The 21,210-nt window shown below is 61.2% G+C and carries 15 protein-coding genes and 2 pseudogenes; 4 read left to right on the top strand and 13 right to left on the bottom strand.

The genetic code is table 11. The features are described from left to right. Window positions 1–1,222: IS4 family transposase (locus U9J41_RS27795; protein ID WP_322405422.1), on the top strand; the 1,222-nt coding region annotated here is incomplete at its 5' end. 139 nt (window positions 1,223–1,361) lie between these two features. On the opposite strand, the gene U9J41_RS27790 is transcribed toward U9J41_RS27795, so the two are convergent. Further along, the gene (locus tag U9J41_RS27790; RefSeq protein WP_322405421.1) at window positions 1,362–2,342 is read right to left on the bottom strand and encodes a LysR family transcriptional regulator; all 981 of its coding nucleotides are present in this window, start codon (window positions 2,340–2,342) and stop codon (window positions 1,362–1,364) included. Between the two features lie 168 nt (window positions 2,343–2,510). On the opposite strand from U9J41_RS27790, the gene U9J41_RS27785 reads away from it, so the two are divergent. Then, window positions 2,511–2,774, top strand: coding sequence for a hypothetical protein (locus tag U9J41_RS27785; protein WP_322405420.1), 264 nt, complete (start codon window positions 2,511–2,513; stop codon window positions 2,772–2,774). Window positions 2,775–3,373: 599 nt separating this feature from the next. Here U9J41_RS27785 and U9J41_RS27780 read toward each other — a convergent pair. The 6 genes from U9J41_RS27780 to U9J41_RS27755 all read right to left on the bottom strand — a co-directional run bounded on the left by U9J41_RS27780 (window position 3,374) and on the right by U9J41_RS27755 (window position 8,526). Beyond that, window positions 3,374–3,973: a chalcone isomerase family protein gene (locus U9J41_RS27780; protein ID WP_322405419.1), complete on the bottom strand. Its 600-nt coding sequence runs from the start codon at window positions 3,971–3,973 to the stop codon at window positions 3,374–3,376. 49 nt (window positions 3,974–4,022) lie between these two features. After that, entirely contained in the window at window positions 4,023–5,618 is a 1,596-nt protein-coding gene (locus tag U9J41_RS27775; protein ID WP_322405418.1) for a methyl-accepting chemotaxis protein, read from the bottom strand. A gap of 294 nt (window positions 5,619–5,912) precedes the next feature. After that, a complete protein-coding gene (locus U9J41_RS27770; protein ID WP_322405417.1) occupies window positions 5,913–6,176 on the bottom strand; it encodes a YfhL family 4Fe-4S dicluster ferredoxin in 264 nt (87 codons plus the stop codon). A 12-nt stretch (window positions 6,177–6,188) separates the two neighbouring features. After that, complete coding sequence (gene coaD, locus U9J41_RS27765; protein ID WP_322405416.1) at window positions 6,189–6,689, bottom strand: pantetheine-phosphate adenylyltransferase; 501 nt, start codon at window positions 6,687–6,689, stop codon at window positions 6,189–6,191. A gap of 121 nt (window positions 6,690–6,810) precedes the next feature. Continuing rightward, complete coding sequence (gene rsmD, locus U9J41_RS27760) at window positions 6,811–7,452, bottom strand: 16S rRNA (guanine(966)-N(2))-methyltransferase RsmD (RefSeq protein WP_322405415.1); 642 nt, start codon at window positions 7,450–7,452, stop codon at window positions 6,811–6,813. A 51-nt stretch (window positions 7,453–7,503) separates the two neighbouring features. Then, the gene (locus tag U9J41_RS27755) at window positions 7,504–8,526 is read right to left on the bottom strand and encodes a DUF6279 family lipoprotein (RefSeq protein WP_322405414.1); all 1,023 of its coding nucleotides are present in this window, start codon (window positions 8,524–8,526) and stop codon (window positions 7,504–7,506) included. On the opposite strand from U9J41_RS27755, the gene glmU reads away from it, so the two are divergent. Further along, window positions 8,428–9,804 (top strand): bifunctional UDP-N-acetylglucosamine diphosphorylase/glucosamine-1-phosphate N-acetyltransferase GlmU, encoded by a 1,377-nt coding sequence (gene glmU, locus U9J41_RS27750; protein ID WP_322405413.1) that lies wholly within the window; start codon window positions 8,428–8,430, stop codon window positions 9,802–9,804. The genes U9J41_RS27755 and glmU overlap by 99 nt on opposite strands. A gap of 240 nt (window positions 9,805–10,044) precedes the next feature. Here the strand turns inward: glmU and U9J41_RS27745 are convergent, their stop codons facing one another. Further along, complete coding sequence (locus U9J41_RS27745) at window positions 10,045–10,518, bottom strand: Lrp/AsnC family transcriptional regulator (RefSeq protein ID WP_322405412.1); 474 nt, start codon at window positions 10,516–10,518, stop codon at window positions 10,045–10,047. 148 nt (window positions 10,519–10,666) lie between these two features. On the opposite strand from U9J41_RS27745, the gene glmS reads away from it, so the two are divergent. Continuing rightward, the gene (glmS, locus tag U9J41_RS27740; protein WP_322405411.1) at window positions 10,667–12,496 is read left to right on the top strand and encodes a glutamine--fructose-6-phosphate transaminase (isomerizing); all 1,830 of its coding nucleotides are present in this window, start codon (window positions 10,667–10,669) and stop codon (window positions 12,494–12,496) included. Between the two features lie 516 nt (window positions 12,497–13,012). On the opposite strand, the pseudogene U9J41_RS27735 reads toward glmS, so the two are convergent. The 5 genes and pseudogenes from U9J41_RS27735 to U9J41_RS27715 form a co-directional block, all read right to left on the bottom strand. Further along, window positions 13,013–13,973, bottom strand: a pseudogene (locus U9J41_RS27735) (transposase); the annotation flags it as partial. Window positions 13,974–13,987: 14 nt separating this feature from the next. Beyond that, window positions 13,988–14,113, bottom strand: a pseudogene (locus U9J41_RS27730) (hypothetical protein); the annotation flags it as partial. Between the two features lie 66 nt (window positions 14,114–14,179). After that, the gene (locus U9J41_RS27725; protein ID WP_322405410.1) at window positions 14,180–16,144 is read right to left on the bottom strand and encodes a beta-L-arabinofuranosidase domain-containing protein; all 1,965 of its coding nucleotides are present in this window, start codon (window positions 16,142–16,144) and stop codon (window positions 14,180–14,182) included. Between the two features lie 350 nt (window positions 16,145–16,494). Then, entirely contained in the window at window positions 16,495–19,620 is a 3,126-nt protein-coding gene (locus U9J41_RS27720; RefSeq protein WP_322405409.1) for a TonB-dependent receptor, read from the bottom strand. Between the two features lie 83 nt (window positions 19,621–19,703). Then, window positions 19,704–20,987 carry a hypothetical protein gene (locus U9J41_RS27715; RefSeq protein ID WP_322405408.1) on the bottom strand — a complete coding sequence of 428 codons (1,284 nt, stop codon included), beginning with the start codon at window positions 20,985–20,987 and terminating at the stop codon, window positions 19,704–19,706. Between the last annotated feature and the right edge of the window lie 223 nt (window positions 20,988–21,210).

Below are 21,210 nucleotides of genomic sequence, written 5' to 3'. Positions count from 1 at the left end.
TGGTTTACGGGCGTATACCCGAGTCGCCAAACTCAAAAAACCAAAACCCCGCAACATGTTCAGCATAGCTACCTTTCAAGAATTATTAAAGGGCCTGCCCCGCTCGAAGTTTGATCAGCTGGTAAAAAGACACAAGGCCGACAAGTACTCGAAGAAGTTCGGGCACTGGCAACACCTGATCGCGATGATGTACGGCCAGCTCAGTGAAGCCCCGGGCTTGCGGGCGCTGGAGACGGGCTTTAATCATCACCGCTCTCACCATTACCATTTGGGCGCCGGGATGATCAAACGTACGACGCTGGCCGATGCGAACGCCAGGCGCTCCGATACCGTGTTCAGTGACGTCGCCAATTGGCTGATGGGACAGGTGTCGCGTCAGTTGCGCAGCGATAGTGCTGAATTGATGTATCTGCTCGACTCGACGTCGTTGACGCTCAAGGGACGGGAATTCGAGCGCTGGACACAAGAGAGCCGTACCCGTAATACCCAGGGTATCAAGGTCCATGTCCTGCTTGATGCCCAGACCCGGACGCCAGACTGGATTTCGTTCAGCGCGGCCAACGTCAACGACGTAGAGAAAGCCTGGAGCGTACCGCTGGTTCGGGGCGCCCTTTACGTCTTCGACAAAGGCTACTGCGACTACGCCTGGTGGAACGCCATCAGTCAGGCTGGGGCGCAGTTCGTTACCCGGTTCAAACGCAATGCCGGCCTACGGATAATCGAAGAAAGAAGCATTCCCGCCGAAGCCGCCGGGATCGTGCTCAATGATGAAATCGTCCAGCTCAAACATAAGCGCCCCGGAGGACGAGACAACCCATATCTGGCATCGCTACGGCGTATCACGATCGCTCGCCCGGAAAAGGACACGCCGCTTGTCCTGGCCACCAACGATCTGGACAGCGCCGCGTTCGAGATCGCCCAGCGTTACAAGGAGCGCTGGGGAATCGAACTGTTTTTCAAGTGGATCAAGCAGCACCTGAAAATCAAAAAATTCCTCGGGCGGAGCGAAAACGCAGTGCGCATCCAAGTGCTTACAGCGTTGATCAGCTATTTGCTCGTGGCGCTCTACAAGCAGCGGCACTCGCTCAAGATCAGTCTCTGGGACTGTCTCGTGCTGATACGCGCCACCTTGTTTCAGCGCCCCGAGATCGAAGCTTCCCGCTATCGACAACGACGGCGACTTCAGCAAGAAATGGCAGAGCTCCAGCTGAGCCTCATCTGATGAAACTGTCAAGAATTTTATTCCGGACAGCAGTGCGCGCAGGCGGGGGCCCAAGTTCTGTTCGCGTTATCCACACGCTCGCAAAATTGGGCCCCTGCCTTCGCAGGGGCGACGGTAGTGATGCGCACTACAACTATCGTCAGGCAATCTTTTCCATTTTTTCCGACGTTTCCGACCGTTGCGGCAGCATTTTTTGCGCCGACGCAGAGAGGCTTTCCAGGTTCTTGCGCAGCCACCGGTGCGCCGGGCTGCGGCCGTCGCGTTCGTGCCACAGCATGTCCAGGTGCACGGCCGGCAGCTGGAACGGCAGCTCGCGCCAGGTGAGCTGTTCCGCCGCGCCCGTCGAGGCGATCAGGTGCTTGGGCAAGACCGTCACGAGGTCGGAATTGGCGACCACGCGGCCTGCCGTGAAGAACTGGTTCACGGTCAGCAGGATGCGCCGCTCGCGGCCGATCTGCGCCAGCGCTTCGTCGACGAGGCCGTGGGCGCGGCCGGAAAAGCTCACCAGCAAGTGGTTCGACTTGCAATAGTCGTCCAGGTCGAGCTTTTCCTGGGCCAGCGGGTGGTTCTTGCGCATCACGACTACGTATTCGCCCGAATACAGGCGCTCGTGGCGGATCGGCGAGCCGGTCTCGTACGACAGCTGGGCCGCGACGCCCGGGAAAAAGCCGACGGCCAGGTCGATGTCGCCGCGCAGCAGCATCGGGCGCGGTTCGCGCGTGGTCAGCGGCACCATGCGGATGTTGACGCCCTGCGCCTCTTTTTCGATCGACCGCACCAGCGACGGCAGCCACAGGGCGGCCGTGGCGTCGGCCATCGCCATGCGGAAGGTCGCCTGCGCTTTGGAGACGTCGAACGTTTCCGGCATCACGGCCGCTTCCAGCGCGGCCAGGGCCTGGCGCACGGCCGGCCACAGCGCTTCCGCGCGCGGCGTCGGCTTGACGCCGTAGGCCGTGCGGATCAATAACTCGTCGCCCAGGCTTTCGCGCAAGCGTTTGATGGCGTTCGAGACGGCCGGCTGGGTCATCGCAAGGTGACCGGCGGCGCGTGTGAGGTTTTGCTCGGTCATGACGGCGTCGAAGACGCGGAGCAGGTTCAGATCAAGCGTGAGGAAGCTCATGGGACTCCGTTCAGGACTGGCAGTAAATGGTTCATCGGTACGGCAAGTGTACCCGATTTCCATTCACAATCAATATAAGAGCTATCAGTAAGCGTAATTAGATTTATATGTTGCGTTGCACTATAGTGACATTGAACAATAGATCAGATTGCCACTCCGAGACTTGCCATGTCCTTCTCAGCGACCCTTTTCCAGACACCGGTGATGGCCTTTCCCTTCACCCACCTGCTGCTCGTGATGGTCCAGCTGACCCTGCTGGGCGGCGTCGTGATGTTCTTCCGCCCCCTCCTGATCGGCATCGCCCGCGCGCTGGTGCTGGTGGTGCGCCCCCGTCCGACAAAGGATGAGCTGGCCGCACGCCGCAAGCAGCGCACGCTCGCTGCTACCGTCCAGGCCGCTCCGGCCGACGTCGGCGTGCTGGGATCGCACTGATTTTTACCGTTTAGTCTACACAGCTTCCTCTTCGAAAGCGGCGCCCGGTCATCCGGGCGCCGTTTTTTTTCGTCCGTGTTCCGGACCCGTCCCCATCCCTGAAACGTAAGCCATTTTCACCCGTCGCGGGTAACTTGAGGTCGCTCGGGTTATCAGGCGTTTTTTCGCCGGTTTTATTTAACAATCAGTCGATATCGAATGCAGGTATCAAAAAATCGATGATCAATGAATTGATGAGTTAACGGCACATTAATGGCATATTCTGTAGTGTTGATGACATATTGTGGATATGTTGTGTAATTCACAACCATGTCTGAAAAGAGCGGTATAAAACGAAAAAATGGATAGAATCGCCGAGAGTATCTATGGTTTGATTGAATATATGCAGGCGATATCCGAAGTTCATGATTGGTTACGCATCATGGATGAATGATAGTAAAAATCGATTCCATCGAATGGGTGAAGCGCCAGAGGCGTCGGCGCGCCGGCTGGCCTCCCCCCACACCCAAAAAAACGGGAGGTACGCAGTCAAAAAATCGAGGGCGAAAAAAAACGCGGCCGCCGGTTGCCCGGGGCCGCGTCGCGGGGAAAAACAGGGGTTACTTGGCTTCGCCCAGCAGCGCCGGCTTGAGCGAGCGGTCGACCGGCTTGTCGCCCAGCCAGATGCGCAGGATCGCGTTGTAGAAATTGATGTCGGGGATAGGGCCGCCCAGCTTCTGCCCGTTCAGTTCGGCTTGCGTACCGGTGCCCGGGATCCAGTCCAGGTGCAGCACGTCGCCCTTCTTGAGACCGTCGACGGAGGCGAACAGTTCTCCCATCTTGCTGATCTGGGCCACGATGCGCTGCTTTTCGGCCTTGTCGATGTTCTCGTTCAGGCCATCCATGAAGGCTTTACCGAAATCCTCCGACGAGATGTCGCGCGCCATCTGCAGCGTCACGCGGCGTGGGCCCTCTTCCTTCAGGACCTCGGCCGTGTTGTTCTTCTTTTCCGGCAGGTACAGGCCGGCCGCGTAGACCTTGATGATGAACTTGGTGCGCATGCCGGCGCCGTTCAGCTTCAAATCCTTGCCGGCGACCTTGGTCGTGTCCTCGAACTTGTAGCCGCTGACGTCGACCGCGGCAAAGGCCGGCAGGCTGGCGGCGAGGGTCAGGACGGCGCCGGCGAGCAGGCCCTTGATGGCGGATTGGTGGATAGTCATAGGTGTCTCCTTGAAATAGGCTGTCGTTGTGAAAATCGGCGGCCGCGGTTCAGGCCGCGGCCAGTGCCTGGGGGGATCGTGCCAGGCGCGGCGCCGCTTGCGCATCCGTACCGGCATTGTGCAGCTTGAACACGCTGACGGCGCGCGCCAGGCGCTGTGCCTGCTCCTGCATCGATGCGGCCGCGGCGGCGGCCTGCTCGACGAGGGCCGCGTTCTGTTGCGTCGTCTCGTCCATCGCGACGATGGTCTGGCTGACCTGGGCGATGCCGGCACTCTGCTCGAGGCTGGCAGCCGTAATTTCTCCCATGATGTCGGTGACGCGGCGCACGCTTTCGACGACTTCTTCCATCGTCACGCCAGCCTGCTCGACAAGGGTGCTGCCCTCCTTGACCTTGTTCACGGAATCGCCGATCAGCAGCTTGATTTCCCGGGCGGCGGCGGCCGAGCGCTGCGCCAGGCTGCGCACTTCGGACGCCACGACGGCGAAGCCGCGCCCCTGCTCGCCCGCGCGCGCGGCCTCGACCGCGGCATTCAGCGCGAGGATATTCGTCTGGAAGGCGATGCCGTCGATCACGCCGATGATGTCGACGATTTTCTTGGACGACGTCGTGATCGATCCCATCGTCTCGACGACGCGCGACACGACGGAGCCGCCGCGCGCCGCCACCTCCGACGCCTGGGCCGCCAGTTGATTCGCCTGGCGCGCATTGTCCGCGTTCTGCTGCACGGTGCCGGTGAGCGCGCGCATCGAACTCGACGTCTGGGCCAGCGACATTGCCTGCGATTCCGTGCGCGTCGACAGGTCCTGGTTGCCGCTGGCAATTTCTCCTGACGCGCAGGACATCGAGTCGGTACTCGTGCGCACTTCCCCGACGATGCGGATCAGGCTGGCGTTCATATGGCGCAGCGCCTCCATCATCTGGCCCGCTTCGTCGCGGCTGTCGACCGCGATGTCGCTCGTGAGATCGCCGTCGGCGACGCGGCGCGCGATCTCCACCACCTGTCCCAGCGGGCGGGTGATGCTGCGCGTGGCCAGCCACGCGACGCCCAGCGACAGCCCGGCCGCGATGGTCGTCAGCGCCAGGATCAGCATCTGCGTACGCTGCGTGACGGCGGCCGTGTTGGCGCCGGCCTGGTGCATCGCCGCGTTCTGCCAGGCGACGAACTTGTCCAGCTGCTCGAAGTAGCGTGTCTGCTGGGGCCGTAGCGAGAACATGAATTTCATCATCGCCTCATCCTTCTTGTCGTCGTTGACGAGTTGGATGAAGGTCGTCTGCGCCGGCAGGAATTTGTTCTGGATGGCCGCCAGCGCTTTCAGGATGCCGGCGGCCTCGGCGTCGCCCGTGCTCTTTGCCAGTTCGGCGACCAGCGTGGTGGCGTTGGCGCTGCGCGCTTCCGTGTTGGCGAGCTCCTTTTTGATCTGGTCCGGATCGGTCATGATGAGGACGTTGAGCATGCTGCGCGTCGCCTCGCTCACGTCTTCCTTGATGTGGTTGGCCGCTACCGTGTTGGCGTAGCGCACCTTGAGCAGCGTGTCCATTTCCTTGTTCAGGCTGGCAATCCTGACATAAGAAAGCCCTGCCAGCAGGACCAGCAGGGCAATCACGACACCGAACCCGATGGCCAGACGCTGGCCGATACTCATATTTTTAATCATTATTCTGAGTCTCTCCGTCCAAAAAAAGAATGGGCGTGCTAATTTTGCAAGATAAATATAGCACCGATGTGTTGGCAAAATTAGAGACTCAAAACTATTTCAATGCTGCAATAGCACAATCCCCGGCCCGGGTATCACGGCGCGTGAATGACGACGGGGGATTTGCTGCGCACCAAAGTGGGGCATCGGAGTGTTGTGTTTTGGAACAAGCTTGGCCGATCGACGACCGATCGGGACGGCGCGCGCCAAAAGAAAAGCCGGCGCGAGGCCGGCTTCGGAGGGTCAGGCCGCCTTGGCCTTTTCCGCGGTCAGGCGATCGTATTTCGCCTGGAGTTGTTCGCGCGTTTCGCGCCATTCGGGATTGAACGGAATGCACGCGACCGGGCATACTTGCTGGCACTGGGGCTCATCGAAATGGCCGACGCATTCCGTGCATTTGTTCGGATCGATCTGGTAGAACTCCGGACCCATCGAGATCGCGTCGTTCGGGCACTCGGGCTCGCACACGTCGCAATTGATGCAGTCGTCGGTAATCAGTAATGCCATGACAAACTAGCCTCAGGGTTTCGGGGCGGCCGCCAGCTCGGCGATTTTCTTTTGCAGCCAGCGGTCGACCGAGGGGAACACGAATTTCGATACGTCGCCGCCCAGCATCGCGATTTCGCGCACGATGGTGCCGGAGATGAACTGGTACTGGTCGGACGGGGTCAGGAACAGGGTTTCGACGTCGGGCAGCAGATAGCGGTTCATGCCCGCCATCTGGAACTCGTATTCGAAGTCGGATACGGCGCGCAGGCCGCGCACGATCACGCGCGCGTCGTGCTGGCGGACGAAATCCTTCAACAGGCCGGAAAAGCTTTCGACCTTCACGTTCGGATAATGGCCCAGCACTTCGTTGGCGATTTCCAGGCGCTCGGCCAGCGAGAAAAAGGGACGCTTGTTCTTGCTGTCGGCGACCCCGACCACCAGGGTGTCGAACAGACCCGATGCGCGACGCACCAAATCTTCGTGACCGCGGGTAAGCGGATCGAAAGTTCCTGGATAAACGGCTACAACCATTGCGGCTCCCTGGAGAATGCACCTGAATAGACGCGCATTATGCCTGAAATTTCGGCAGCCGCCCCGGTGTGGGGCGCCATTTGCTTATTCCTTAAGCAGTTTTAGGGTCAAAATCGGTGTTTTAATGCAACTTTAGCAGGTGGTAATGCACCATGCCGGCCTTGTCGGCACGGACCAACTGCCACGGCTGCAGCCATTCCGGCACGTCGCCGGCCGCATCGCTCGTCTCCGGAAAAGGCAGGCGCTCGCCCGATTCGGCATACACGAGGCCGCCTTCGTTGAGCAGTTGCGCACACAACGGCAGGGCCTGGACGAGGAAGTCCTGCTGGTACGGCGGGTCGAGGAAGATCAGGTCGAAGCGTTGGCCGCGCTGGATGAAGTCGCGCGCCACGGCCAGGGCGTCGGCGCGCAGGACACGCACATTGTCCGCCTTGAGTTTGTCCTTGATCAGTTCGAGCTGGCGCACGACGGCGCCGACGGTATCGATCATCGTGACGGACCGGGCGCCGCGGCTGGCGGCCTCGAAGCCGAGGGCGCCGCTGCCGGCGAACAGGTCGAGGCAGTCGGCGCGGTCCCAGTCGCCCGTCGTCTGGTGGTTGATCCAGTTGAAGACGGTTTCGCGGACGCGGTCGGGCGTGGGGCGCAGGCCGAACGCGTCGAGAACGGGGAGCGGGGTGCGTTTCCAGGCGCCGCCGATGATGCGGACCTGTTGCGGCGGGCCGGGACGGCGCGCATAGGTGGGGGCGGACTTCTTTTTTTGCATGGGCGGGAATATAGCACGGCGTCCGGTGGGTACGCCGTGCCTACCTACCCATCACTTTCCAGAAGCCAGCGCGTTGAAATCGTTGATCCACCCCTGCATGCGCTTCTGCGCATGGGCTTTCTGTTCCGGCGTCGTGATGCGGATCGCCGTCAGGATGAATTTCGACGTGCTGTCGACATAGGCATCGAAGAATGCCTTGCGGTCCGGCGCGTCCATGCGGTCGAAAAGGTCGCGCAGCAGGTCGTGGACCGCCGACATCGTCTGTTCCTTGCTCAGCTTATCCTGGTGGATGCGCTGCAGCAGCGCGATGATTTTTTTCTGCCGCGTCATGCGCTCCTGCAGCCAGATCTCGTTGTCGAGCGGGCGCGCGTCGGACGCTTTACGCAGTGCCGCCTCCTGGTCGCGGTTGAAGCTGCCGAACCACAGTTCGAGCTGTTCCATCGCTTTTTTATAGCGGGCCTTATGTTGGTCGTCGATGCTGCCGCTCATGAATTTCTTGCGGAAGTCCTCGTTATTCTTCGCGAATTTCTTTTCCATTTGGACGATCTGGTCCGGCTTGATCGACATCGCCAGATCGGCCAGCTGCGGCAGCGCCTTAAAGGCCAGCAATTCCGTCCGCGCCTTGATGTCGCGGTAGTCGGAGAGCAATTCATCCTGCGTCACGTTGCCGTCGCCGAGCTGGCGCTGCATTTTGCTCAGCAGGCCGGCGTAATCGTGCAATTGGGTCGTGCGGTGCCACTGGAACAGGTTGTCGATGTCTTTCTTGACCCAGTCGGACTGGTCGCTGTCGAGATCGAGATAAGCGTTCAACCACCAGTACAGCAATGTGTCGCCGTGGTTGTAGGTGAAGCGGACCGCGCTGCATGCGCTCAGCAACGCCACGAAGGCGATCAGGAACAACATACGTGCCCGCGAGAATGCGGTAGGGGGCGTGTTAAACTTTTTCATCTTTTTTAACTTGTTTGAGAACGGCCTATGAACGTAGTCATCCTCGCCGCCGGCATGGGAAAGCGTATGCAATCCGCACTGCCGAAAGTCTTGCATCCATTGGCCGGTAAGCCGCTGTTGCAGCATGTTATCAATACGGCACGCAGCCTGAACCCGAGTAAATTATGCGTGATTTATGGGCACGGCGGCGCAGCGGTGCCGAGTGCGGTTCAAGCCTGGTCGGCGGAAGGCGGCGTCGCCATTGACACCGCCCTGCAGGAACCGCAGCTCGGGACCGGCCACGCCGTGATGCAAGCCCTGCCGCAAATCGACGAGAACGCATCGACGCTCGTCCTGTACGGCGACGTGCCGCTGACGACCTCGGCCTCGCTGCGCCGCCTGGTCGAGGCCGCCGGCGACGACAAGCTGGCGATCCTCACCGTCGAACAGGACAATCCGTTCGGCCTGGGCCGTATTGTCCGCGAGAACGGCAGCATCGTGCGCATCGTCGAAGAAAAGGATGCCAATGAAGCCGAGCGCGCCATCAAGGAAATCAACAGCGGCATCATGGTTATCCCGACCCGCTTTATGACGGGCTGGCTCGGCGCGCTGAAAAACAATAATGCCCAAGGCGAGTACTACCTGACCGACATCGTCGCCCAGGCCGTGGCGGCCGGGGTGCCGGTCGTGTCCGCGCAACCATCGGCCGAATGGGAAGTGGCGGGCGTGAACAGCAAGGTGCAGCTGGCCGAGCTCGAGCGTCGTCACCAGCTGAACATCGCCATCGCCCTGCTCGAGAAGGGCGTGACCTTGATGGACCCGGCGCGCATCGACGTGCGCGGCGAGCTCGTGTGCGGACGCGACGTCACCATCGACGTCGGCTGCGTGTTCGAAGGCCGCGTGGAACTCGGCGACGGCGTCGCCATCGGCGCCAACTGCGTGCTGGTGAACGCGACCGTCGCGGCAGGCGCGCAGATCAAGCCGTTCTGCCACCTGGAAGGCGCTGCCGTGGGCGCGAAATCCGTCATCGGCCCGTATGCGCGCCTGCGCCCGGGGACCGAACTGGGCGAGGACGTCCACGTCGGCAATTTCGTCGAGATCAAGAACAGCAAGGTCGCCGCCCACAGCAAGGCGAACCACCTGGCCTATGTGGGCGATGCCGACGTCGGTTCGCGCGTCAACATCGGCGCCGGCACGATCACCTGCAATTACGATGGAGCCAATAAATTCCGCACGATCATCGAAGACGAGGCCTTCATCGGCAGCGACAGCCAGCTGGTGGCCCCCGTCACGGTCGGCAAGGGTGCGACGATCGGCGCCGGCACGACGCTGACCAAGAATGCACCGGCGGGCAAGCTGACGATTTCGCGTCCGAAACAGCTGACGATCGAGAACTGGACACGCCCGGTCAAGATCAAGAAGTAAGCTGTCCACTGGATACGCACAGGCAATCCACGTCAAATTCACAGCCTGGTCCACCGCCTGTGCACAGGGATGTCAACTGGCCTTCCACAAGATAGTCCACAGAGTCATCCACAGGCCCGCCGCGTTCTCCCGGCGGGCCTGATCGTTTCAGAAACGCGGTGAAATGCGCATGTGGCGGACGATGGCGGCACCCGCGCGTCGATATGTCGGGGACAGATGCACAGAGTTATCCACAGCTTGTCAGATCGCGATGCGTGTTTCGAACTTGCTGCGGAACGTAGAAAAATATGCTTTTACGTTGCGCACATTGCTGTGCGTGGTGAACAGGCGATGCGCCAGGGCGTGGTAGGCGGGCATATCGGCCACCTGTACGATGAGCACGAAATCCGGCCCGGGCGACACGCGGTAGCACTGCAGCACGGCCGCCTCATCCGCCACCACGCGCTCGAATTCCTCCATGCGGTCGGCGGCCTGCACATCCAGCGTGATCTCGACGATGGCGGACAGCCGCGCGCCGACCTTGTCCGGCGCGACGATCGCGACTTGCCGCTCGATAACACCATTTTCCCTGAGCTGTTTGACGCGGCGCAGGCAAGTCGGCGGCGAGACGTGTACCAATTCCGCCAACTCCGCATTGGTCTGCGCAGCGTCAACCTGCAGGATATTCAGGATGCGACGATCCAGATCGTCAAGTATTGGGCCGTCCGGCGACATATGCGTAAAATTTCTGCTAAAAAGTGAAAGAATATTTCATGTTGAAAGCGTCGTGAAATAATCTATCAAAATATAGCTTACTTAGAAAGCTTATTTCGCGGCCTCTGCTCTACAGTGCATGCATCAACCAATTTCGGAGGTTTTATTCATGTGTGGCATCGTCGGAGCAGTCGCCCAGCGCAACATCACCCCTGTGCTCATCGAAGGCCTGAAGCGCCTTGAATACCGCGGCTACGATTCCTGCGGCGTCGCGCTGCACGTGGATGGCCGCCTGGCGCGTTCGCGCAGCACGTCGCGCGTGGCCGATCTGGAATCCCAGATCCAGGAAACCCATCTGCAAGGTTTTACGGGCATCGCCCACACCCGCTGGGCGACGCACGGCGCGCCGGCCACCAAGAACGCCCACCCGCACTTCTCGCCGAACAGCGACGACGCGCGCATCGCCCTCGTTCACAACGGCATCATCGAAAACCACGATGAACTGCGCGCCGAACTGACCGGCCTGGGCTATGTATTCCAGAGCCAGACCGACACCGAGGTCATCGCCCACCTCGTCGACCACATGTACAACGGCGACCTGTTCGATACCGTGCAACAGGCGGTCAAACGCCTGCACGGCGCGTATGCGATCGCCGTGTTCTGCCGCGAAGAGCCACACCGCGTCGTGGCCGCGCGCCAGGGGTCGCCACTGATCGTCGGCCTGGGCAAGGGAGAAAACTTCGTCGCCTCCGACGCGATGGCGCTGGCCGGCACCACCGACCAGATCATCTATCTGGAAGAAGGCGACGTGGTCGACCTGCAACTGGCCCGCTACTGGATCGTCGACGTCGACGGCCGTCCGGCCGAGCGCGAAGTCAAGACCGTGCACGCCCACACGGGCGCGGCCGAGCTTGGTCCGTACCGCCATTACATGCAGAAAGAAATCTTCGAACAGCCGCGCGTCGTCGGCGACACGCTGGAAGGCGTGACGGGCATCATGCCGGAACTGTTCGGCGACCAGGCCTTCCGCGTGTTCAAGGAAATCGACCGCGTGCTGATCCTGGCCTGCGGCACCAGCTACTATGCGGGCCTGACGGCGAAATACTGGATCGAGTCGGTGGCCAAGCTGCCGGTGAACGTCGAGATCGCCAGCGAATACCGCTACCGCGACAGCGTCCCGCACCCGAGCACCCTCGTCGTGACGATCTCCCAGTCGGGAGAGACGGCCGACACGCTGGCCGCGTTGAAACACGCGCGCAGCCTCGGCATGACGAACACGCTGACGATCTGCAACGTCTCCACCAGCGCCATGGTGCGCGAGTGCAAGCTGGCTTACATCACCCGCGCCGGCGTCGAAGTGGGCGTCGCCTCGACCAAGGCCTTCACCACGCAGCTGGCCGCGCTGTTCCTGCTGACCCTGACGCTGGCCCAGGTCAACGGCCGCCTGAGCGACGAGCAGGAAGCGAACTACCTGAAGCAGATGCGCCACCTGCCGGTCGCGCTGTCGTCCGTGCTGGCGCTGGAGCCGCAGGTGATCGCCTGGGCCGAGGAATTCGCGCGCAAGGAAAACGCCCTGTTCCTGGGCCGCGGCCTCCACTACCCGATCGCCCTGGAAGGCGCGCTGAAGCTGAAGGAAATCTCGTACATCCACGCCGAAGCCTATCCGGCCGGCGAGCTGAAGCACGGCCCGCTGGCGCTGGTGACGGAAGAAATGCCGGTGGTGACGATCGCCCCGAACGACGCCCTGTTGGAAAAACTGAAGTCGAACATGCAGGAAGTGCGCGCCCGCGGCGGCCAGCTGTACGTGTTCGCCGACGTCGACACCCACATCACGTCGGGCGAAGGCCTGCACGTGATCCGTTTGCCGGAGCACTACGGCCTGCTGTCGCCGATCCTGCACGTGGCGGCGCTGCAGCTGCTGGCGTATCACACGGCGCTGGCGCGGGGGACGGATGTGGACAAGCCGCGTAATTTGGCGAAGTCGGTGACGGTCGAATAAGGGTTACGGTCCGGGATCTATCCACTGTGGCGCGATAAAAAGTGCGCCACAAATTAAGAAAGTTAGCCCCAAAATAAAAAGTTTGCCACAACGACAGCGAGCGCTTCGGACACGTAACAACCCTTCGGCTTGTTCCGAGAGCAACAAGCCGCATACTGAGCCATTCCGAACGTCCGCTATCGGGCCAAGAGCGGACTATCGTGGTGTATCCTGACCGGAGCGAAATGCCACTAGGAGAGCTTGATGATCGAACGTAAAGCGCGGCAACTTGCCTACGCGGGCGCACTGTTGATCGTAAGTTTGATCTTACTGTGTACAATGTTGAACTTCGTCGATCCGCAAAAGGGGGCATATCGAACGGCCTTTTTTTCCCTTCTCGGCGTATTTTTTCTTTACTGTCGAGCTATTCCGAGAAAGCTTTGGATCGCTAAGTAATGGTATAGGTTAACGCCGAAAGGTTGCCGCGCTACGTCTGCTTTGGGTCCAGGCTGTGTAAAAACACGAAGTTTGCATCCCTCAGCCTGCGCGCCCGGGCAGACATAATTGTGGAGCGCGAGATGGCCCGTGACGGGTTGTTTCCTCTGCTCGATATTTTTGCAAGGCCGCGATCAGCAGCTTTTGTACGTTCAAAAGCCCGACATACGCCCTGATGGCATTGAGCACTGCCATCATGCCCAGCAGCTTCATTAGGCGCCGAAAGTTATAGGCGAGTACGTGCAGGCTCATCTCCGTTTTTACGCATTTCAGTCCCTTCAGCCTTTGCAGTTGGAACTCCAGTATCGATGGTTCGTCATGCCATTCTCGACGCTTGAAAAGCGCCAGATCAGCACTTGGCCTGCCGCACAGCGTATTCGTTCTTTTCCGCGTCGTAAATGAAATCGGCCTTGTCGAACCTGCCGCCGAACATAGCGTTGAACGTCCCTATTTTTGGTACCAGGGCGCTAATGCCGGCCTCATGACAAGCCAGGACTTCTTTGCCGTTGAAATAGCCGCGGTCGGCGATCGCGGTCATCGTCGTGGTGCCGATCGCAGTGCGGGCTTTCGTGGCCATGCCGGACAATTGGTCCCGGTCGCTGCCGTTGTTCGTCACCTCGTGCTCAACGATCAAATGATGCTTGGTATCGACCGCCGTCTGGACGTTGTACCCGACGATGCCGCTGCCTCGCGTCATCATCGACCGAGCGTCCGGATCGGTCGGTGAAATCGGCGTTCCTCCTGTCTGTTCAAGCGTCGTTTCAATTTCCTTGAGCTTGACCATCTGTTCCTTCAACGCCGAAATCTTGTCGTTGAGACAGACGGTTTTCGCTTGCTTGGCGGCGGGTTCCTGGCGGTCGGCCGTGTCGAGCTCTGCCAGGTAGCGAGTGATGTTGGCCTCGATCTCCTGCATCCTGCGCTTGAGCTTGACATCGGTGAAATTGCGGTCGCTGCTGTTGACGGCCTTGAATTTGCTGCCATTGATCGCGACCACCGCATCCGAATTTCGTCGTTGTGAGAATTCGGATCACCGTTGCCATGACCGATCGACTCGCCGGCGCCGGTGACGTCGAACGTCACTTCGTCATTCGCAAACGGCACTTCCCTGCAGTGCTCATCAATTGCGCGCACTGTGATCGGCACCGCGTCGCAGATCAGTGAGGAACACGATCCGTCGGAGTCGATCTTTGTGTTTCTCCCGTGTGTTGCCTATGCCGGGCGGACACGAACTGTGTCTTTGCGAAGGTGCCAATAAACGGAATAGCGCTGATGATGCAGGTCGAATAACGGCCGAACGACAACTCCATTTGCCGGACCGGCGTCTTTAATCTTGAACGAGGACGGATCGCCGGGGAGCGGATCGAGCCAGTCGGCGGGATTGCTGGAGGTGCTGACGATATCGGGAACCGGCGCCGCCGCGCTCTTCAGGTAGGCATCCTTGTCGCCCACGTCGCTACCAGGCATGTTGTCCTTGCCGAGTTCACCGGCAAGCAATACGGGACCATGGAATACAGAGACCATCGAGGAGTCGTCCCTGGCTCGCTCCAGTCGCAGTCCCGCAGGAAGTATAAGCTCGATCACGTCACCGGCTTTCCATTGCCGCTTTAACGAGATATAGCTTGAGGGCTTTGCGTCCACACTTTGCGGCTTCTCGTTGATCTTTACTGCGACCGGTTTGGCGACCCACGCGGGGATACGCAAATTGAGAGTCACGGCGTTGGCTCCCGGTTTGACCACCGTCAAGCGCACCGGATCACCTCGCGTGATATCTCCTTGTTGCCGCAAAAACATCTGGGCTTCCTTCCAGCTGAGCTCGGATGGGATATACAGGTTCACCCAGAGCGAATCGTCCTTGTGAAAGTAAATGCCTTCGTTGTAGCGCGCGGTGTTTTCAATCCCGGTGCCCGTGCAGCAAAAGCTGCCGTTGAGATAGGTGCGAAAGTGCCCATGGAGCGGCGTGAAGTAGGTCATGCCGCCCGAATCGGGCGCCACGGACGCCAGCACGTGGTTGTACAACGCACGCTCGTAGTAGTCGGCAAGATCCGCACGTCGGTTGCGCTCGAAAAGCCTGGCGGTAAGCTTGAGCATGTTGTGGGTGTTGCACGTTTCGGCGGTCGTGGCGGGCAATACCTTCTGCTCGTCGATCGATGGGCCGACCTCTGCGCCGGGTTTGCCGAACCATTCGTTGAACGAGTTGCCGCCATTGGCAAACGAATGCCTGTGCACGACCAGTCGCCAGAAGTTCTCGGATGCCTTCAGTTCCTCCGGATTGCCATTGACGTTCGCGCAGTTGGCCAAGCCCACTGCTTGCGCGATGTGCGTATTGGCGTGCAAGCCGCCCAGCCGATCCTCGCCCTCGGCAAGCGGGCCGACAAACCATGCGCGGTTGAACATGCGGGCACCTTCGAGGTGCCGGGGGTCTTTGTCGATTTTGAAAAGTTCCGTCAGAACGTCACTCATTGCGCCAAATTCGTTTTGTGGATTGCGGCTGCCGTCCGTGCGGAACATCCTGTCAATCTGCGCCGCATTGAGCCCCGCAAGTCGTTTCCCAGAGTAGTCCGCCATCCTGATAGCGACGTCGAGTGCCTCCTTGTTGCCGACATAAACGTAGGCGTCGAGGAGGCCAGACATGATCTTCTGGATCGTGTAATAAGGCACCACGATGCCCTCGGTATCGGCGCCGGACTTGCCCTCAAGCAGGTCTAAGGCGGCCGTCGAAAAGGCGGCTAGGTAACCGTCCAGGTTCAGGGCCTTTTGACATTTGGCGAGCTCTCCCACGAGGTAGTTGACCCGGTCGCGAAAAAGGATGCTTCCCGTAGCGGCTACCATGCGCGAGGCGGCGGACAAATAGTGCCCTGTCATGTGCCCCCGGAGAAAGCCACTGTCCCAGCCGTCGTAGCCGCGTCCTATGCCTTCTTGCTGGGGAAGTTTGGCCAAAGCGCGGTAGGGGTAAAGCAACTTATCGGGATCATAAGACGCGAGCACGCCTTTGCGATGCAGTTCCTGCCGCACGTAAAACGGACTGCCGGGCAGCAAACGCACCTGATTCGCCAGAACGGCACGCGCCGCATCCACTGGAACAGTACTTGCGGCACCCGGCGCAGGACGCAAGAGTTGGCCAAGGTCGCGAGCGGCACAATGCGCCGGCAGCGCCGCGAGGGTGGCTTTGAGCATGGAACGTCGGCTGAAGGACATCAGGAAGCCTTTCATCGGATGGGATAGCGGCCATTCAATTGCTGTACTGTCTTGAAGTAGCCGGGCAAAAGACCACGTCGGACAGCGCGAACGGATGAACCGATCCTGTCATCGCAGGATCGGCCTTGCCGAGGACGCCGTGCGCAGAGCCGATATCGATGCCAGTACGCGCAGCAGCCCGCGCCAGCCCGCTTTCATGCCAGCACTATGGCGCAAGGGCAGGCCGTGTAGCCAACATTTGATATATCGGTTCGGGTCCAACAAGATCGACAAAACTGTTGGATTCGTCACGCCAGGCGGCCCGCACGCGCGCGCCGCCTGGCTACGCATCAGTACGTGTAACGCAGACTCAGGCGGAAGCTGCGGCCCGGCTCGAACCACGCGCGTCCCATATTGCCGATGCCCTGCTGCTGCGTCTGGCGGACGACGATGTCCGTCAGGTTGGTCGCCGAGAAGTTACCCGAGATGCGGTCGGTGAACCGGTAGTCCAGGCCGAAGTCCAACTGGCCCGTCGCTTCCTGCCAGGTTGGCAGGCCCCAACCCACGTCCTTCGGCGCCACGCCGTTGTTCGCGGCCGCGCGGGCGGGGTCGGCGCTGGTGCCGTCCGCACCGTTCGTGCCGTTCGTGGACACGCCTTGCAGGAAGCGGCTGCGCCAGCTGTAGGCCAGGCGGGCCGACAGCGGGCCGCGGTCGTACAGGAACATCAGGTTGTACGCGTTCTTCGACAGGTACTGGATCGGCATCGTCTTGAACGGCAGGCCGTTGGTGTCGCAGCCGTACAGGTTCAGCGAGCTGTTGTTGAACGATCCGTTCGCCGGGCAATACTTCAGGTTGAACGGATGATATAAATCCTGTTTGCTGTCGATGTACGTGTAGTTCGCCGCGATGCCGAAGCCCTTGGCCCAGGTCGGCAGGAGGCGGTCCAGGCCCGGTACATGGTCGAAGTAGGTCTGGCCCGCCAGTTCCGCGCCCGTCACCGAACCTTTCGCCACGTTGTCGGGTCCCGTGATCAGGAAGCTCTGGGAATTACCCGCCAGGTCCTTGTAGCTGCGCGTGAAGCCCGTGTTCAGGATGATGTCGCGCACGTTCTTGCGGAACAGGGCAAGCGTCAGCGACGAACCGCTGCCCGGATACCATTCGAGCGTCCAGTCGAAGCTGTTGGCGCGGATCGGCTTGAGGTTGGCGTTGCCCTTGTCGGTGCCGGAATAGTTGATGCTCTGGACGTTGCCGCTCTGGGCGCCGGTGCCCATCGTGATCCCCTGGCTCAGCGTGATGTACTCGTTCAGGTCGTTGAAGGCCGGACGGTACATCGACTTGGCGAACGCGAAGCGGGTCTGCAGCTTGTCCGTCAGGTCGGCCTTTAGGTTCAGGCTGGGCAGCACGTCGATGTACCGGTTCGACGCATCCAGCGGCTCGTTGATCGTGCCGAATTGCGGGACCACCGGCGGCGTCGTGGCGCCATAGGTGGGCTTGAAGATCGTGTAGCCGTGCGACACGGAACGCGTGCGGACCACGCGTACGCCGGCGTTGCCTTCGACCGGGAAGCGCCATTCGTCGTAGCCGAAGCGCAACTGCGCGTAGGCGGCCTCGGTGCGTTCCTGCTGGCGGCTGGTCTGGGCCGGATCGCCGTCGTAGGTCAGCGGTTTCCAGCCGCCGTCCGCCGTCGAGCAATCGTTGGTGGTGCCGTAGTACTTGTTGCCGTCCTGGCACTGCAGCCCCAGCGCTTTCGTCACCAGCGCATAGCTGGCCGGATACATTTGGGTGAACGCCATGGTCGGCGTCACCATCGTCGGCATCGCGGGGACTTTGCCGTTGAAGAAGTTCGGGAAGTTATACGCCGTCGTCGGGACCAGGTTGCCGTAGCGCGGATCGCTGAAGTAACCGAAGGTGGAGCGCGACTGCCAGCCTTTCGCCGCCGGATCGGGCGGGGTGCCCGGCACGGTCGTCTGGTTGACGTTCCACGGCTCGGCAATGCTCTTCCAGCCCGTGCCGCTGGCGTCGACGTGGGTCGCCGAACGCTTGGTCAGGCGCACGCCGAAACGCAGGTCGCGCAGCACCGTGTCGTCGAAGCGGAAGCGCGCATCCGTCTTCCACGTGTACAGGTCGCCTTTCGCCTTGCTCAGCGCCGGCATCATGAAGTTCATGTAGTAATTGTTGCGATCCGCCAGGAAGGTGCGCGCCTGGTCGTCGAACGTGACCTGCGGCAGGTTGCCCGACAGGTCGATGCCCATGCTCGGCACGAACGTGCCCAGGGTCATGACGCCGCCCTCGCTACTGTTCGTCGCATGGACCCACTGCACGTCGTTCTGGACCGTCCAGCGGTCGTTGATCTTCCATTTGAAGTTCCAGGCGATCTCGCGCGTCTGCGAGCGGCTCGCATCGTAACCGGTGTCGGACTGGAAGCCCAGGCCGCCGGCCACGAAGTTGTTCGCACCCAGGCCGCCGGCCGGGTACGTATAAGTCGCCTTCTGCAGCACGCCGTTCTTGTCGAACGCGGGATTGAGCAGCACGGAATTGTAGGGGACCTCGACGCCCGTAAATGTGGCGTTTTCGACGCCCGCCGTCCGGTAGCCCGAGTGGAAGTACGTCAGCGCCGATTCCATGCCGTTGTTCTTCCACTGCAAGGCGCCATAGATGCCGGCGCGGTCGTTCTTGCTCGTGTTGGTGCGGAACGACGCGGACTTCGGCGCCCAGACGGTCTGGCCGGCCACGATGTCGGTGCGCGGGAAATACGCGTCCAGCTGGACCGTATCGTTGTGCGAATTGGTCCGGTTGGCCGACAGGTCGATCAGCGCGCCCCACTGTCCGGTGCCGGTTTTCCAGCGCTTCGAGACCAGGCCCGACACCCCCGGCGACTTCTTGCTGCCCAGCGCGTTGTAGTTGCCGTTCACCGACAGGGCCACCTTGCCGTCCTTGTAGTCGAACGGCAGCGCGGTGCGCAGGTCGACCTGGCCGCTGACGCCGCCTTCGATCAGTTCGGCGGGTGGATTCTTGTGCACGACCACCGCGGACATCAGCTCCGGCGGTACGTCGCCCCAGCTCAATTCGCGTCCCGGATAACCGGCCGAGAACGATTCGCGTCCGTTCAGCGTGGACGAGCCCCACGACAGGCCCCGCACCGAAATGCCGGACCCTTCGACGGAGAAGTGCTCCGGATCGCCGCGCGAACGATTGCGGTCGATGGTGACGCCTGCCACGCGCTGCAGCACCTCGGTAATCGACTTGTCCGGCAGCTTGCCGGCTTCTTCCGCGACGACCGCGTCGATGACCTCGTCGGCGTACTGCTTGAGCTTCTGGGCCGACTGCATGGCCGCGCGCTGGCCGGACACGACGACCGTCTGCGTGGCCGGGTCGGCGGCCGCCACATCGGTTTGCGCATGCGCCGCGCCGCCCCAGACCAGCGCCGCCTGCGCCACAGCGACCGACAGCGCGGTCATCCGGATCGGTTTCCTCACGATCTTTGTCTCAATTCTTGTCATTATCTAAGTCCTCTTATAAATTCCTTGGCCGCCACGCGCCGCGCGGTGGCCATACGCCGTCATTGGAAAGTGATGGGGCCGGTGAGCGTGGCCTGGGTCGCGTAGGTCGACGTCGTTCCCGGGTTCGGCACGGTGAGGTTCACGCTGTTCGCTGCGAAATTGACCTTGGCGATCGGGTAGTCCTGCAACTCGTTCCAAGGATCAAGTCCCGTCATACCGCACGACTCGCTGATCGTGAACTTGTCCTTGAGATTGATGCTGTAGTCCGTGGCGGCCATGGACGTCGGGGTCATCACTGCCTGCAAGGTCACGTTGCAGTCCTTGTCCGGGTTGGTGCCGTCCGGGACCATCGCGTGGTGGCCGAGAATCAGCTGGACGTTGACCTTGTTGTTGCCCGAGTTGAACCAATCGGCGTTCTGCGCGAGATTGAACTTGATCACCGCCTGGGCATCGATATGCAAACCGACCGTCGTGTCGGCGCCCTTGACGAGATCATCCAGGCCGGCAGCCAGCGCGTACATGTTCCAGCCGCTGCCGATCCATCGATTGCCGTCGTTGGGTTGCGGCAGCTTGACATTGAAGCCGAACGTCATGCTGCTGCCGTCAGCGGCAACGGTCGTCGTGCACGCGCCGTTGCACCACCAGCCGTTCTCGCTGGTGTACGCGCTCCCGCCGGCGCCGCCGTTCTCATTGGTATGCGACGTGTCCTTGTAGCCGCTCAAGAACGTCAGCGCGGGCGAGGTTGCGGTGCCGATCGGAATGTTCTTGGTCGACGTCACCATCGCATAGGTGTCGTCGCCCGCCTGCGTGGCGGTGACGGTGCAGATCCCGTCGGCGACCTTGGCCAGCGCGTTGCCGGTGACCGTGCAGACCGACGGCGTGCTGGATGCGAAGGTCACGGTCTTGTCCGCGACGCTCGAGGTTGCGGCCAGCAAGACCGGCGTCGCATCCAGCGGCTGCGCGCCCGGATTGCGGAAGACGATCTTCTGCGGCTGTTTCGGAATGACGAAAAGCTGTTTTTCCGACGTCGAGGCGTAGCCATTGCCGCCGGCCTGCGTGGCGGTCACCGAGCACTCCCCCGCTTTGACCAGCGACAGCGTGTCGCCGTTGACGGTGCAGGTGTCCGGCGTATCCGATGTGAAGGTGATGGGTCCGCCGGAAGTCGCCGTCGCCGCCAGCTTGGTCGTCGCGACGTCGGGCGGGAGGGCCACCGACGGTCCGCCCGGGAAGTTGAAGGAAATCGACTGCGCCGTCCCGCCGTCGCCGGCACCGCCGCCGCCGCCGCCGCAACCGCTCAGCAGCGCGACGCAGCCTAGTGCGATCGCTGAAACCTGGAATGTCATCGCTTGTCTCCTCATGGTGGTGTTCCTTTCTGTTGTGTTAACTCGTCGTTCATGGATCCGGTGACACCGTGCCGAAGCGAGCGTCAGGGCAGCCGCGCCGCAAGGGATGCGCACGCCAAGGTGGATGCGGCTGAAGGGGATGTACGCGACTGGTAGCGGGACGGCAGGTACCCGGCGTGCATCCTGGCGCCGAGGCAGCACGGGAAACCTCGATCGGGATCCC

It is taken from the genome of Massilia luteola, assembly GCF_034420155.1.
GTDB lineage: Bacteria > Pseudomonadota > Gammaproteobacteria > Burkholderiales > Burkholderiaceae_D > Telluria > Telluria luteola.
The sequence above is the reverse complement of the archived record's forward strand: the minus strand, read 5'-3'. Positions and strand labels throughout refer to the sequence as shown.

Bases quoted from the DNA above. Each gene is read 5' to 3' on its own strand.
- U9J41_RS27790 (WP_322405421.1), bottom strand. From the start codon at position 2,342: ATGAGCTTCCTCACGCTTGATCTGAACCTGCTCCGCGTCTTCGACGCC.
- U9J41_RS27785 (WP_322405420.1), top strand. From the start codon at position 2,511: ATGTCCTTCTCAGCGACCCTTTTCCAGACACCGGTGATGGCCTTTCCC.
- U9J41_RS27780 (WP_322405419.1), bottom strand. From the start codon at position 3,973: ATGACTATCCACCAATCCGCCATCAAGGGCCTGCTCGCCGGCGCCGTC.
- U9J41_RS27775 (WP_322405418.1), bottom strand. From the start codon at position 5,618: ATGAGTATCGGCCAGCGTCTGGCCATCGGGTTCGGTGTCGTGATTGCC.
- U9J41_RS27770 (WP_322405417.1), bottom strand. From the start codon at position 6,176: ATGGCATTACTGATTACCGACGACTGCATCAATTGCGACGTGTGCGAG.
- coaD (WP_322405416.1), bottom strand. From the start codon at position 6,689: ATGGTTGTAGCCGTTTATCCAGGAACTTTCGATCCGCTTACCCGCGGT.
- rsmD (WP_322405415.1), bottom strand. From the start codon at position 7,452: ATGCAAAAAAAGAAGTCCGCCCCCACCTATGCGCGCCGTCCCGGCCCG.
- glmU (WP_322405413.1), top strand. From the start codon at position 8,428: ATGAACGTAGTCATCCTCGCCGCCGGCATGGGAAAGCGTATGCAATCC.
- U9J41_RS27755 (WP_322405414.1), bottom strand. From the start codon at position 8,526: ATGCTGCAACAGCGGCTTACCGGCCAATGGATGCAAGACTTTCGGCAG.
- U9J41_RS27745 (WP_322405412.1), bottom strand. From the start codon at position 10,518: ATGTCGCCGGACGGCCCAATACTTGACGATCTGGATCGTCGCATCCTG.
- glmS (WP_322405411.1), top strand. From the start codon at position 10,667: ATGTGTGGCATCGTCGGAGCAGTCGCCCAGCGCAACATCACCCCTGTG.
- U9J41_RS27725 (WP_322405410.1), bottom strand. From the start codon at position 16,144: ATGCTCAAAGCCACCCTCGCGGCGCTGCCGGCGCATTGTGCCGCTCGC.
- U9J41_RS27715 (WP_322405408.1), bottom strand. From the start codon at position 20,987: ATGACATTCCAGGTTTCAGCGATCGCACTAGGCTGCGTCGCGCTGCTG.